The organism is Streptomyces sp. NPDC045955 (genome assembly GCF_056430805.1).
Map to the genome: position 1 here is coordinate 24519 of NZ_JBWKKY010000013.1, position 13879 is coordinate 38397.

At 71.1% G+C, this 13879-nt stretch carries 14 protein-coding genes; 4 read left to right on the forward strand and 10 right to left on the reverse strand.

The features are described from left to right. Positions 1–26: 26 nt before the first annotated feature. From AC07F0_RS26055 to AC07F0_RS26075, 5 genes are all read right to left on the reverse strand, one after another. Entirely contained in the window at positions 27–1292 is a 1266-nt protein-coding gene (locus AC07F0_RS26055) for a DUF6777 domain-containing protein (RefSeq protein ID WP_478982299.1), read from the reverse strand. 204 nt (positions 1293–1496) lie between these two features. Continuing rightward, positions 1497–2447 carry a cytochrome c oxidase assembly protein gene (locus AC07F0_RS26060; protein ID WP_478982301.1) on the reverse strand — a complete coding sequence of 317 codons (951 nt, stop codon included), beginning with the start codon at positions 2445–2447 and terminating at the stop codon, positions 1497–1499. A 166-nt stretch (positions 2448–2613) separates the two neighbouring features. After that, positions 2614–3639 (reverse strand): 6-phosphofructokinase, encoded by a 1026-nt coding sequence (locus AC07F0_RS26065; protein WP_150479445.1) that lies wholly within the window; start codon positions 3637–3639, stop codon positions 2614–2616. 195 nt (positions 3640–3834) lie between these two features. Next, positions 3835–4563, reverse strand: coding sequence for a type 1 glutamine amidotransferase (locus AC07F0_RS26070; protein ID WP_150479444.1), 729 nt, complete (start codon positions 4561–4563; stop codon positions 3835–3837). A gap of 23 nt (positions 4564–4586) precedes the next feature. Next, positions 4587–5825, reverse strand: coding sequence for a MurT ligase domain-containing protein (locus tag AC07F0_RS26075; RefSeq protein ID WP_010041034.1), 1239 nt, complete (start codon positions 5823–5825; stop codon positions 4587–4589). Between the two features lie 159 nt (positions 5826–5984). Here AC07F0_RS26075 and def point away from each other — a divergent pair, with 159 nt between their 5' ends. Continuing rightward, on the forward strand, positions 5985–6524 hold the full coding sequence (gene def / locus AC07F0_RS26080; protein WP_478982303.1) for a peptide deformylase: 540 nt from the start codon (positions 5985–5987) through the stop codon (positions 6522–6524). 96 nt (positions 6525–6620) lie between these two features. On the opposite strand, the gene AC07F0_RS26085 is transcribed toward def, so the two are convergent. Then, positions 6621–7265 carry a TetR/AcrR family transcriptional regulator gene (locus AC07F0_RS26085; RefSeq protein ID WP_436731199.1) on the reverse strand — a complete coding sequence of 215 codons (645 nt, stop codon included), beginning with the start codon at positions 7263–7265 and terminating at the stop codon, positions 6621–6623. Positions 7266–7438: 173 nt separating this feature from the next. Between AC07F0_RS26085 and AC07F0_RS26090 the strand changes: the two genes are divergently transcribed. From AC07F0_RS26090 to AC07F0_RS26100, 3 genes are all read left to right on the forward strand, one after another. Next, on the forward strand, positions 7439–8665 hold the full coding sequence (locus AC07F0_RS26090) for an acyl-CoA dehydrogenase family protein (RefSeq protein ID WP_478982537.1): 1227 nt from the start codon (positions 7439–7441) through the stop codon (positions 8663–8665). 28 nt (positions 8666–8693) lie between these two features. Further along, the gene (locus AC07F0_RS26095) at positions 8694–9284 is read left to right on the forward strand and encodes a DUF4352 domain-containing protein (RefSeq protein ID WP_478982305.1); all 591 of its coding nucleotides are present in this window, start codon (positions 8694–8696) and stop codon (positions 9282–9284) included. Between the two features lie 183 nt (positions 9285–9467). Beyond that, positions 9468–9929, forward strand: coding sequence for a hypothetical protein (locus AC07F0_RS26100; RefSeq protein WP_478982553.1), 462 nt, complete (start codon positions 9468–9470; stop codon positions 9927–9929). Positions 9930–10064: 135 nt separating this feature from the next. Here the strand turns inward: AC07F0_RS26100 and AC07F0_RS26105 are convergent, their stop codons facing one another. From AC07F0_RS26105 to AC07F0_RS26120, 4 genes are all read right to left on the reverse strand, one after another. Further along, positions 10065–10301, reverse strand: coding sequence for a DUF6213 family protein (locus tag AC07F0_RS26105; RefSeq protein ID WP_059417701.1), 237 nt, complete (start codon positions 10299–10301; stop codon positions 10065–10067). Between the two features lie 25 nt (positions 10302–10326). Then, entirely contained in the window at positions 10327–11712 is a 1386-nt protein-coding gene (locus AC07F0_RS26110) for an NADP-dependent succinic semialdehyde dehydrogenase (RefSeq protein ID WP_478982307.1), read from the reverse strand. Positions 11713–11788: 76 nt separating this feature from the next. After that, positions 11789–12247, reverse strand: coding sequence for an NUDIX hydrolase (locus AC07F0_RS26115; RefSeq protein WP_478982309.1), 459 nt, complete (start codon positions 12245–12247; stop codon positions 11789–11791). After that, positions 12244–13782 (reverse strand): ATP-dependent DNA ligase, encoded by a 1539-nt coding sequence (locus AC07F0_RS26120; protein WP_478982311.1) that lies wholly within the window; start codon positions 13780–13782, stop codon positions 12244–12246. The genes AC07F0_RS26115 and AC07F0_RS26120 overlap by 4 nt, the downstream gene beginning before the upstream one ends. Between the last annotated feature and the right edge of the window lie 97 nt (positions 13783–13879).

Sequence of the window (13879 nt, forward strand, 5' to 3'; positions counted from 1 at the left end):
CTCCAGGGTTCGGCGGGGGTGCGGTGCTAGACGGTGGTGCTGGGGGTGGGTGGGGCGGCCGGCGGAGCGCTGGACGCGGGGGCCGTCGTCGCGGGGACGGTCCTCACAGGGGTGGCCGCCGGAGCGCTGGACGCGGGCGGACTGATCGTCGTCGGCGGCGGGCCGCTCGTGGCCGGTTCACCGGTGGGAGGCGAGCTGGTGACCTGCCGGGGAGGCGAGCTGGTGACCTGTGGTGGTGAGCTGGTCGCCGGGGGCGGTGCACTGCTCCTGGGCGCGGCGCTCGACGCAGGCGGCGGCACGGAGCTGGGCGGCGCCTTCGACGGGGACTGACGGGGCGGCGTCGGCCCGGCACTCGTAGGAGGCCTGGAACCGGCAGGGGGAGCGGAGGACTCCGAGGGCGAAGGCGTCGCCGTACTTGCCGCACTCGCCGTGCTCGGCTTACGCCCCTCCGCCTCCGACTCCGCCGCCACGCTCAGCGTCACCTGCGCCCCGAACCGCAACTCGGCCCCCGCCCCCGGGTCGGACGCGATGACGCGGGCATCGTCCGCAGGCGGCTCCGCACCCCTGAACGCGACCGCAAGTCCCGCATCGGCGAGCCGCCGGCCGGCCTCCCCGAACGTCGTCCCGGCGACGCGCGGCACGGCCCGCCGCTCCGTCGCGTCGAAGCCGGCGTCGGCCTCACCCGTCGTGCCGACGGGCCGCTCGATGCCCCGGCCCGGGTCCTGGACGTCGACGAGGGCGATGCGCTCCAGCTTCCGGGGAGCGGGCCGTACGACCACCACCTCGGCATGGTCGTACCCCTGCCACTTCTCGTTGCCGTCCCCGAAGGTGACGGTTATCCGGCTCGTGTCGCCCTCGAAAGGTCGCAGCGGATTCCCGCACGAACATTTGACCGACGGAAGTCCGTGCCGATCGACGAGAAGCGCGATTCCCGCCTGGAGCAAGGCGCGGAAGGGAACAGCCTTTCCCTTTTTGTAGTCGTGGTTCATAGCGAGGGTGTCGTGACGCAGGAGAACCGGTGTGAGCCGGTCCAGATATCCAGGAATCTCGTCCTTGCGAAGGTCGAGGGCGGCCGCCCACGCCCGCGCCTTGCGGTCGTTGCGCGGCGCGGTGAGGAACCGCTTCAGCCTTTCGACATCACAGGTCCCCGGCTGCTTCGTCCCGCCGTACAGCCCCGGCGTGTCCCCCTGCTGGAGGCCATCCGGCACGGCCCGCGACCGCACCCGGGCATCCCGGCCGAGCCCGCTGTCCTCGGCGAAGAAAGGCGCCAGGGACGGAACTCCCGCTGCCACGGCCTTCACCTCGGACAAAGAACCGCCCGCATCACACCCCCCGAGAGCCAGCAGAAAAGCGACCAGGACAGCGATCCTCCGCATCACCGCTCCCCCCTGCGGTTCCCCGACGCGTTTCATGCTACTGAAGGAAAATGCTGTTCAGTCGCGTTGTGGAGAAAGAGCAGAACGAGGAGAAACAGGCGGCCCGGGGCGTGGGAAAAGTCAGTTCCCGCGTGCGTGCAGCGAGCTCAAATAGGCGTTGTACGCCTCGAGTTCCTTGTCCCCGTCGCGGTCGGCGGCCCGGTCCTCGCGCTTGGCCTGACGCTGGTCCGAGGCGTACCACTGGAACAGCAGCGCGACCAGCACCAGCACGGACGGGATCTCGCTGAACGCCCAGGCGATGCCGCCCGCCGCGTTCTGGTCGGAGAGCGCTTCGATGCCGAGCGAGGCGGGCGGGTTCTTGAACGTCTCGACCATCGGCTCGGACGCCATCATCAGGGCGATCCCGAAGAACGCGTGGAACGGCATGCCCGCGAACAGCTCCAGCATCCGCATCAGATAGCCCGGCCGGTGCGGGCCCGGGTCCACGCCCATGATCGGCCAGAAGAACACCAGGCCCACGGCGAGGAAGTGCACCATCATCGCGACGTGCCCCGTCGTGGAGCCCATCAGGAAGTCGAACAGTGGTGTGAAGTACAGCCCGTACAGGCTGGCGATGAACAGCGGGATCGTGAACGCCGGGTGGGTGACGATCCGCATGTAGTGGCTGTGCAGGAACATCTGCAGCAGCTCACGCGGCCCCTTGCGGCCCCGCCCCGCCGTCGGCAGCGCCCGCAGCGCCAGCGTGATCGGCGCCCCGAGCAGGATCAGGATCGGCGACACCATGCTGATCACCATGTGCTGCACCATGTGCACGCTGAACATGACCATGCCGTAGTCGTTCAGCCGGGTGCACATCATGAGCACGATGCTCAGCACGCCGATGACGAAGGCGACGGTCCGCCCCACCGGCCACTTGTCCCCGCGCCGCACCAGCCGCACGACCCCCCACCCGTACAGCGCCAGCCCGGCCAGGCAGGCGACGAGGAAGAACGGGTCCGCCGACCACTCCAGCCCTCGTCCCAGCGTGAACGGCGGCAGATCCATGGTCATGCCGTGCCCGCTGTGATCCATACCGCCGGCTCCTGTTTCGTGGGGGTGTGCAGCAAGTTGTCCGCCCACAAGAGTAGAACCGCCCCCGGTCAGAACTACGACCGGGGGCGGTTCGGCGTCCCTATGGGGCGCGGGGAACTGCGCGACCAGCCACACACAGCCCCGCACCCGGCAACCGAGCACTACCTCAGAGAACGCACTCCGCCTCGGCGTACCGGTCCTCCGGCACGGTCTTCAGCGTCTCCACGGCCTCGGCCAACGACACCATCACGATGTCGGTGCCCCGCAGCGCGGTCATCTGCCCGAACTCGCCCCGGTGCACGGCCTCCACCGCGTGCCACCCGAACCGCGTGGCCAGCACCCGGTCGTACGCGGTGGGCGTCCCACCCCGCTGCACATGCCCGAGGATCACCGGCCGGGCTTCCTTACCCAGCCGCCCCTCCAGCTCGACGGACAGCTGACGGGCGATCCCGGCGAACCGCTCGTGCCCGTAGATGTCCTTGCCGCCCTCGTCGAACTCCATGGTCCCGGCCCGGGGCTTGGCCCCCTCCGCCGCCACCACGATCGCGAAGCGCTTGCCCGCCTCGAACCGCTCGCCGACCCGCCGGGTCAGTTCCTCTATATCGAAGGGGCGTTCGGGTACGACGATGGCGTGCGCGCCGGCCGCCATCCCGGAGTGCAGCGCGATCCAGCCGGTGTGCCGGCCCATGACCTCGACCACCAGGACCCGCTGGTGGGACTCGGCGGTGGTCTTCAGCCGGTCCAGGGCCTCGGTCGCCACCCCGACGGCCGTGTCGAAGCCGAACGTGACGTCCGTGACCGCGATGTCGTTGTCGATGGTCTTCGGCACACCCACGACGGGCAGACCGCTGTCCGACATCAGCCGCGCGGCCTTGAGCGTGCCCTCGCCGCCGATGGGGATGATCGCGTCGAGGCCGAGCTCCTCGACATGGCCCTTGGCCCGCTCCACACCGTCCCGCAGATGGGAGGGCTGGACCCGGGAGGACCCCAGAATCGTGCCGCCGCGGGCGAGGATGCCACCCACCGCGTCAAGGTCGAGCTTGAGGTAGTCGCACTCCAGAAGGCCCTTCCAGCCGTCCCGAAAGCCGATGACCTCGTCGCCGTGGTCGACGACGGCGCGGTGCACGACGGACCGGATGACGGCGTTCAGGCCGGGGCAGTCGCCGCCGGACGTGAGGACACCAATGCGCATAGCCCGAAAACCTTCTCAACGTGGGCCGGGACCGGACCACGTTGTCCGGCTCGAATCCCCGCCACCCTAGCGGCATCGAGGGGCCGGACCGAAGCACGCGTCCGCCTGCTGGACGACCCCGCTCACCTGTGCGGATGCGCCGTCATACGGGCTGTTGACCAGCAGGTTGACGCGTGCTGAACGCACCCTGTCGGTCTAGGCAGGCTGCTGCGCGGCCGCGATGCGCTCGTTGCGAAGCGCCTCGTACCAGCGGTCGTCCGTCGGCGGCAGCGCGTTGACGTCGAGGGCCAGCTTCAGCAGCAGGTCCGCGATCAGCGGGTTGCGCGCCAGCACCGGGCCGTGCATGTACGTGCCGAAGACGGTGTCGTTGAACGCGCCCTCCGTGCCGTCGCCCGTGCCGTTGCCGTTGCCGAACCGCACCCGGGCGAGCGGGCGGGCGGTGGGGCCGAGGTGGGTGACGCCCTGGTGGTTCTCGAAGCCGGTCAGCGGGGGCAGGCCGAGGCGCGGGTCGATGTCGCCCAGCACGTCACCGACGCACCGCGCGCCCTCGCCGCGCACAGAGACCACGTCCAGCAGGCCGAGGCCGGGCTCGCGCTGGCCGAGGTCGTTGATGAACTCGTGCCCGAGGATCTGGTAGCCGGCGCACACGGAGAAGACGATGGCGCCGTTCTCCACGGCCCGGGTCAGTCCGCCGTCCCGGCGCAGCCGCTCGGCCGCGAGCCGCTGCGGCCGGTCCTCGCCGCCGCCGATCAGGTAGATGTCGCCGGAGGTCGGGATCGCCTGGTCGCTGCGCACGTCCAGCCGCGCCACGTCCAGGCCGCGCTGCTGGGCCCGGCGCTGAACGACGAGGACGTTGCCCTGGTCGCCGTAGGTGCTGAGCAGGTCGGGATAGATCCAGACGACCCGCAGTTGGTTGTCGCTCACAAAAGTCCCCTGACGTCTCGTGCTCAGTTGCCGACCCGGCGCCGCAGGTCCTGGAACGCCGTGTAGTTGGCGATGACCTCGATCCGTCCCGGCGGGCACGCCTGCACCGCCTGGTCGAGGTTCTCGTACACCTGGAAGTGCTGGTCGGCGACCTCCAGGCGCACCGCGAGGTCCAGCCGCCGGTCGCCGACGACGCAGATCGGGTGGCCGGTCAGACGCGTGTAGTCGACGTCCCACAGCCAGGAGGTGTCGGTGCCGTCGGCGGAGCGCGCGTTCACGGACAGGATGACCGGGGCGGGCGGCGGATCGATCAGGGAGAACGTCTCCAGCCAGCCGGCCGGGTTCTTCGCCAGGAGGAGCCTGAGGTCACGGCCCTGGAACTGGACGACGTCGTACCGGCCGGCCACCGCCTGCACCTGGTACATGCGTTCCAGCGCGACCTGCGGCGGCACACCGAACACGGCGGCGACGGCGGCGGAGGAGGCGGCGTTGGCCTTGTTGGCGCGGCCGGGCAGCTGGAGGTGGATCGGCCAGGCGGAGCCGTGCGGGTCCAGGACGTGGTCGCCGGAGAGCGCCCAGCTCGGCGTCGGACGGCGGAATCCGCACTCGCCGCAGTACCAGTCGTCGCCCGGGCGCTGCATCACGCCACCGCACGACGGGCAGGACCAGGCGTCGTCCTTCCACATCTGCCCGGCGGCGACCCAGATCACATTGGGGGAGGAGGACGCCGCCCACACCACCAGCGGGTCGTCGCAGTTGGCCACCACCACGGCCTTGGAACCGGCGAGCCCCTCCCGCCAGTTCTCGGCGAGCATGCGGGTCTCGGCGGCGCGGTCGAGCTGGTCGCGGGAGAGGTTGAGCAGGGCGATGCACTTCGGCGCGGTGTCCCGGGCGACGCCGGCGAGGTACTTCTCGTCGACCTCGATCACGCCGTACCGGGCGTCCGAGCTGCCCGCGAGCGCCGAGGTGATGCCGGCCGGCATGTTGGCGCCGAGCGCGTTGGAGACGACCGGTCCCGCCGCGCGCAGGGCCTCGGCGATGAGCCGGGTGGTCGTGGTCTTGCCGTTCGTCGCCGAGACCAGGATCACGTCCAGGTTCTGCGCGAGCCGGGCGAGGAGGTCGGGGTCGAGCTTGAGCGCCACCCGGCCGCCGATCACCGAACCGCTGCCGCGCCCCGCGGCGCGGGATGCCGCCGCGACCGCCTTGCCCGCGGTCACGGCCAGCTTGGCCCGCGGCGAGAGCGGGTCCGAGTTGCCTGCCATCAGTTCTCGATCCTCCTTGCGTACGCGCCGCGCCTTGAAGCCTGACGGCCACGTGGTGTGGACCTCAGCCTATCGAGATCCATTAGCACTCCCGAACCGAGGCACTGTGGTGAACTCGTGTGGGAGGCGCGGAATGACAGGGACCTTACTCTTGCCGCCATGCGAAACAGCTCCATCCCCGGCGCCCACGGCCACGTGAGACCCCTCACCCTGCACGGCGACCCGCTCCTGCACACACCCTGCGCGGAGGTCACCGACTTCGGCCCCGAACTGGCCCGCCTCGTGGAGGACTTGTTCGCAACCATGTACGCGGCCCAGGGCGTCGGCCTCGCCGCCAACCAGATCGGCGAGCCGCTGCGGGTCTTCGTCTACGACTGCCCCGACGACGAGGATGTCCGGCACCTGGGGCATGTGGTCAACCCGCGCCTGGCCGAGGCGGACGGCGTGGTGATCCGGGGCCCGGAGGGCTGCCTGTCCCTGCCGGGCCTGGAAGCGGCCACGGAACGTTACGACCACGCGGTGGTCGAGGGTTTCACGATGACCGGCGACCCGATCACGGTCCACGGCACGGGCTTCTTCGCCCGCTGCCTCCAGCACGAGTACGACCACGTGGAGGGCCGCATCTACGCGGACCGTCTGAGCGGCCGGCGCCACCGCAAGCTGATGCGCCAGGTGGCCCGGGCCTCCTGGAATGCCTGAGTGCTGGTGCCCCGAGGGCGCGGGGCTGTGTCCAATGTGCGGCTCCGCCGCGTGGGCGCGGCCGGCCCCCACCGGCCCGCACACGACACACGACGTTCAGAACCCGGGGCCGCCCACCCGATCCCCCGCGGCCGCAAGGCGCCCCCACAGCAGATCAGCCAGACTCCGCACCAACTCCGCACGAGAACAAGGCCGTTCCCCCAGCCACCAATCCCCGGCCGCATGCATCATGCCGACGATGCCATGCCCCCACACCCGCGCCAGCTGCTGCCCACCCGGCCCGAGATCCAGCCGCTCCTCGATGACCTGGGCCAGCTCCTCGCCCATCCGCCGCAACAGGGGCGCACTGTGCTTGCCGACGTCGAACCCCTGATCCCCCGGCTGGCTCCCCTCCGCCGGATGCATCAGGAACCGGTACACCTGCGGGCGCGCCTCGATCGCCGTGAGGTACGTGTCCAGCGTCGCCTCGACCCGCTCCCGCCGCTCCGCGGGAGCGTCCAGCGCCGCCCGGAGCGAGTCGAGCAGCGCGTCCGTGTGCCGTTTGGCGAGGGCGGCGTACAGTCCGCCCTTGTCGCCGAAGTGCCGGTAGAGGATCGGCTTGGTGATGCCGGCCTCCGCCGCGATCGCGTTCATCGAGGCTTGCGGACCGTCGCGCAGCACCACTCGGTCGGCGGCTTCCAGCAGCTCACGCCGTCGGCGGTCGGCGGACCGTTGCTGATCGGTCCGCTGCGTGGTGTCCATGTGCTCTCCCCACCCGTGCTGTTTCGATGACGCCTGCGCAAACTAACACTCAAAGATGCCCCAGACATCGAACGAGTGCCGACCGGTCGGTAGGAGTTGACGCGGACTACCCACCGGTAACAGACTGGTGTTACCGCAAGTAACATGTATGTGTGCCGCTGGAGGGGACCGACATGGCCGAGTTCACCATGGAGCTCAACGACGAACAGAAGGAGGTCCGGGACTGGCTGCACGGCTTCGCGGCCGACGTGATCCGCCCCGCGGCCGCCGAATGGGACGAGCGTGAGGAGACTCCCTGGCCGGTCATCCAGGAGGCCGCCAAGGTCGGCATCTACTCCCTGGACTTCTACGCCCAGCAGTACTTCGACCCCACCGGTCTCGGCATCCCCATGGCGATGGAGGAGCTGTTCTGGGGCGACGCGGGCATAGCCCTGTCCATCGTCGGCACCGGTCTCGCCGCCGTCGGCGTCCTCGCCAACGGCACCGAGGAGCAGATCGGCACCTGGATCCCGCAGATGTACGGCGACGCCAACGACGTCAAGGTCGCCGCCTTCTGCTCCTCCGAGCCCGATGCCGGCTCCGATGTGGCCTCCATGCGCACCCGGGCGGTCTACGACGAGGCCAAGGACGAGTGGGTGATCAACGGCACCAAGACCTGGGCGACCAACGGCGGCATCGCCAACGTCCATGTCGTGGTCGCGGTGGTCGACGCGGAGCTCGGCTCCAAGGGCCATGCCTCCTTCATCATCCCGCCGGGCACCGAGGGCCTGTCCCAGGGGCAGAAGTTCAAGAAGCACGGCATCCGGGCCTCGCACACCGCCGAGGTCATCCTGGACGATGTGCGTGTCCCCGGCTCCTGTCTGCTCGGCGGCAAGGAGAAGCTGGACGAGCGGCTCGCCCGGGCGCGGGAGAAGGCCAAGCAGGGCGGGGAGCGCGTGAAGAACGCGGCGATGGCCACGTTCGAGGCGTCCCGCCCGGCGGTCGGCGCCATGGCGGTCGGCACCGCCCGGGCCGCGTACGAGGTCGCCCTCGACTACGCCAAGACCCGGGAGCAGTTCGGACGGCCGATCATCGACAACCAGGGCGTGGCCTTCCAGCTCGCGGACATGCGCACGTCCATCGACGCGGCCCGGCTCCTCGTCTGGCGCGCCTCCTGGATGGCCGTCAACGGCAAGCCGTTCACGGCGGCCGAGGGTTCGATGTCCAAGCTGTTCGCCAGCGAGACGGCCAAGAAGGTAACGGCCCAGGCGATCCAGATCCTCGGCGGCAACGGCTACACGCGGGAGTACCCGGTGGAGCGGATGCACCGGGACGCCGCGATCTACACGATCTTCGAAGGCACCAGCGAGATCCAGCGCCTGGTGATCGCGCGGACGCTGTCGGGCCTGACGATCCGGTAACCGGCGTTCTCCTCGGGGGGCCGTCGCGTTGTGGGGCGGACGCGACAAGGCCCTCGGAGGCTGCCCGCGACCCCGAAGGGTCACCGCGTGCAGCTCCGGCGCCACGGTCGTCGACAAGCCCAAGGCCAAGGCGTCCGCCAAGGCCGACAGCGGGCAGCAGGCCGCGAAGAAGCCCGCCGCCAAGGCGAGCGCCGCACCGGAGGCCGCCAAGCCCGGCGACACTCTCGCCCTGAAGGGCATGGAGGCCGGCAGCAAGCTGGACGTCACCGTCGTCAAGGTCGTCGACAACGCCAAGTCCGGCGACGAGTTCACCGCTCCCGAGTCGGGCAACCGCTGGATCGCCGTCCAGTTCCAGCTCGTCGACACGGGGACCAAGACCTACTCGGACAGCCCGCGGAACGGCCCCCAGGTCGCCGACGACCAGGGCCAGCAGTTCCAGTCCACCTTCGCCGACGTCACCGCCGGCCCGTCCATGTCCTCCGACGTCCGCCTGAAGCCCGGCGCGAAGGCGCTCGGCTGGGTCGTGTTCGAGGTGCCGAAGGCGTCGAAGATGGCGACGGTCCAGTTCGCGATGGACTCCGGCTTCGCCGACGAGACGGGGGAGTGGAAGCTGACCTGACCCGCGGTGAGCCCGGCCCGGACGCGGCCAGGTGGTACGAGCGGTCCTCGCATCGTCGTCGCCGGCTCACCACGTCACGGGCAGGGCCTCGGGGCCGCGGACGAGCGCGCCCCTCTTGAACGGCACCTCCTCGGCGGGGACGGCGAGCCGCAGTCCGGGCACACCGCCGAGGAGCGGTCCTGGGTGATCCCCGCCGACCGCCGGGCCTTCGGGTATCTGGCGGAGCGCTCCCTCGTGAGGGACCCGGAGGCCGCGGTCTTCTTCGGGACGCTCGCGGAGGGCGAGGCGTCGGCGGAGGAGCGGTTGCCGTCGTTCGCCCGGGCGTGCGGCGTGCACGAGACACGGACGGCAGCGTACGAGCCGCTCCCGGGATGCCAGGAGTACCCCGCGTACGTGGCCTGGCTGGCTCTCAACGCCGCACCGGCGGACGTCGTCCTGGCCCTGACCGCCAACTTCTCCGCGTGGGGAGGCTATTGCGCGACCATCGCCCGGGCCCTGCGCACGCAGTACGGCTTCACGGACGAGGCGTGCGGCTTCTTCGACTTCTTCGCGGAGCCGTCCCCGGAGCTGGAGGAGCTGGCGGCGGCGGCGGTGCAGGCGGCTGTGAACGCCGGGCGCCTCGACGAGACACGAGCTCACGCATAGGGCCGCCTGCTTCAGGTGTACGAGGCGAGCTTCTGGTCGACGCTGGGACAGCTGACCCAGGGGCGCGGCGCTGTGTCGACGTGCGGCTCCGCCGCGTGGGCGCGAGAAGCCACAACCCACCCGCAGCCGCCTCTGCTACGTCGCACCCCCACTGCTGTGCGCGATACAAGCCACATCAATACGGTCGGCCAACTTCGCCAGCTCGATCGTCAACGCGGCGACCGTGTCCTCGTCGAGCCCCGACTCCCCGGCCTCGACAAGCCGCACCCACCGACCCCCCACCGTCCGCAACAGCTTGCTGACATCGGCCGCAGCCACCTGCAAGGTCCCGCGGTCGTCGACGATCAGAGGCAGAGTCACTTCGCGGTTCACAGACGGGATCGTAGCCCCGCAACACTCACGCACCGTGCCAAACGGTCGTGATGTTGCAGAACTCCCGGATTCCGTGCCCGGACAGCTCACGCCCGTACCCGGACCGCTTCACTCCGCCGAACGGGAACGCCGGATGGGAGGCCGTCATGCCGTTGACGTACACACCACCCGCCTCCAGGTCCCGCACGAACCGGTCCACCTCGGCTTCGTCCCGCGTCCACACGTTCGAACTCAGTCCGAACGGCGAGTCGTTCGCGATCAGCACGGCCTCGTCCAGGTCGGCCGCCCGGTACAGCGTCGCGACCGGACCGAACGCCTCCTCCCGGTGGATGCGCATCTCCCGGTCGATGCCGGCGAGGATGGTCGGCGTGTAGTACCAGCCCGGCCCGTCGGGCCGTTCGCCACCGCACAGAACCTCCGCACCGCCGCGCACCGCGTCGTCGACCAGCTCCTCCAGATCGCGCAGTCCCTGCTCGCTGGAGAGCGGCCCGACCTCGGTGTCCTCGGCCATCGGGTCGCCGACCTTCAGCGCCTTCATGCCCTCGGCGAAACGCTCCGCGAAGGCGTCGTAGACGTCCGTGTGCACGATGAACCGCTTCGCGGCGATGCAGGACTGCCCGGTGTTCTGCACCCGCGCGGTCACCGCGACCTTCGCGGCCCGGTCGATGTCGGCGGAGGGCATGACGACGAAGGGGTCGCTGCCGCCCAGCTCCAGCACCGTCTTCTTGACCATCTCCCCGGCGGTGGAGGCGACCGCGCGGCCCGCGGGCTCGCTGCCGGTGAGGGTGGCCGCCTTGACCCGCTCGTCGCGCAGGATGTCGTCGACGGCGGCGGAGCCGATCAGCAGGGTCTGGAAGCAGCCCTCCGTGAAGCCCGCCCGGTGGAACAGGTCCTCCAGGTAGAGGGCGGTCTGGGGGACGTTCGAGGCGTGTTTGAGCAGGCCCACGTTCCCCGCCATCAGGGCCGGCGCGGCGAAGCGGACCACCTGCCACAGCGGGAAGTTCCACGGCATGACCGCCAGCACCGGTCCCAGCGGCCGATAGCGCACCCGCACCCGCGAGGCGCCGGAGTCCTTCACGTCGGCGTCGGAGGGCTCCTCGTCGGCGAGCAGCTCCTCGGCGTGGTCGGCGTACCAGCGCATCGCCTTGGCGCACTTCGCCGCCTCGGCCCGGGCCTGCTGGATCGGCTTGCCCATCTCGGTGGTCATCACCCGGGCGATGTCCTGTTGATCCTCTTCGAGGAGGTCGGCGGCCTTCCTCATCAGCCGGGCGCGCTCGTCGAACGTCGTCGTCCGGTACGTGCGGAACGTGGCCTCCGCGAGCTGGAGCCGGCGCTCGATCTCCTCCTCGCCCATGGCCTCGTACGTCTTGAGCGTCTCGCCGTTCGCCGGGTTCACCGTTGCGATGGGCATGGCTGACCTCCCTCGGAGCGGGCTTAGTCCGACCTTCCCGCGCGGCGGAGCGGACCGCAAACGCGGGAGCGTCTCCTCAGAGCGAGTGCTCCGCCAGGCGGTCGAGAAACGCCGCCTGCGCCTTGACGATCACCTCGCGGGCCCGGTCGAGGCCGAACCACGCCACCCGGTCCAGCTCGGGGAACTCCTGGAGCTGTCCCGACCTCGGCGGCCATTCCATCCGGAACGTGCCGGGCGCGATCGTCGCCGGGTCGAGGTCCGCCTCGATCGCCCAGGCTGTGACGATCTTGCCGCCCGTCTGCCGGACCTCGCCCAGGGCGAGGGCCTGCCCGTCGGGCGGGGGGAGCCCCAGTTCCTCCTCGAACTCGCGGCGGGCCGCGGCCCAGGCGGACTCGTCGGGCTCGTACTCGCCCTTGGGGATGCTCCACGCGCCGGCGTCGCGCCGGGCGAAGAACGGGCCGCCCATGTGGCCGAGCAGCACGTCGAGACCGTTGTCGCTGTGGTGGAAGAGCAGCAGGCCGGCACTGCGGTTCACGGGCTCACCTCCGGGTGCGCGGCCAGCAGCGTCTCCACCGTGTCGGCGTCCTCGGGGCGCTTGTCCTCCCGGTAGCGGACCACGCGGGCGAAGCGCAGGGTGACGCCGGCCGGGTAGCGGGTGGAGCGCTGGAGGCCGTCGTAGGCGATCTCGACGACGAGTTCCGGGCGTACGGTCACGACGTGGCCGTTGTCGTCGACGGCGAGCTGCTGAAGCCGTTCGGTCTGCCAGGTGAGCATCGCGTCGGTCATCCCCTTGAAGGTCTTGCCGAGCATGGCGAGGCCGCCGTCGGCGGTGCGGGCGCCCAGGTGGAGGTTGGAGAGCTTGCCGGTGCGGCGGCCGTGGCCCCACTCGGCGGCCAGGACGACCAGGTCGAGGGTGTGGACGGGCTTGACCTTGAGCCAGGAGGCGCCGCGCCGGCCCGCGCTGTAGGGGGCGTCCAGCGCCTTGGCGACGACGCCCTCGTGGCCGCGCTTCAGGGTCTCGGCGAGGAACTCCTCCGCCGTGTGCAGGTCGTCCGGGCCGGACACCGTGGTGCGGCGCACCCGCATCGGCTCGGGGACCAGCCGGGCCAGCGCGGCGTGCCGCTCGGCGAACGGCAGGTCGAGCAGGTCGTGGCCGTCCACGGACAGCGCGTCGAAGAAGACGGGGGAGACCGGCACCGCGCGTGCCGCCGTCGCCACGTCCGTGCGCGAGCCGACGCGGCCGGCGGTCTCCTGGAACGAGCGGGGGCGGCCGCCCGCGTCGAAGGAGATCACCTCGCCGTCGAGGACGAACCGCTCACCCCGCAACTCCAGCGCGGCGGCCGTCACTTCCGGCAGGCGGTCGGTGATGTCGTCGAGGGTGCGGGTGTAGAGCCGTACCGTGTCGCCGTCCCGGTGCACCTGGACGCGGATGCCGTCCAGCTTCTCCTCGACCGCGCAGGCGCCGAGCTTGTCCACCGCCTCGGCGACCGAGGAGGCACTGTGCGCCAGCATCGGCCAGACCGGGCGGCCGACGGTGAGGCGGAAGTGGTCCAGGGCGGCGGGGCCGTCCGCGAGCAGCGCCTCGGCCACCGTCTGGAGGGAGCCGGCGAGCATCACGGCCCGCCGTACGTCGGCCGGGGGCGCCCCGGTCGCCTGGGCCAGTCCCTCGACCGCGACGGCGTCCAGCGCGCCCTGCCGCACCTCGCCGGTGAGCAGCCCGATCAGGAACCGCTGCTCGTCCTCGGTGGCCGCGCCCATCAACTCCCCGACCAGCCGGGCCCGTTCCGCCTGGGAGCCGGGGCCCGACACCTCGGCCAGCTCCGACAGCCGGGCGTCCACGTCCCGCACGGTCAGGCCCGGCTCGGCGGCGGGGGCGACCGGGCGGCTCAGCACCTTCCAGCCGACGCCGATCCGGCCCTGCGGCAGCCGTCCGGCCAGGTACGGGATGACGATCGGCACGTCGTCGGCCTCGGCGTCCCGGAAGAGCTCCGCGAGCAGGGCCGTCTTGCGGGACCGCGCCGAGGTGGCGGCGACCTCCTGGGACACTCGGGCCAGCCGGTGCAGCAGCATGCAGCCATGGTGCACCGGAGGGGCCGCCTCTACACCCGGACGGCTGGGGATCCGGTCCGCCGTCCGGCCGCCGGCGATCGCGGAGGCGGCACCTCCA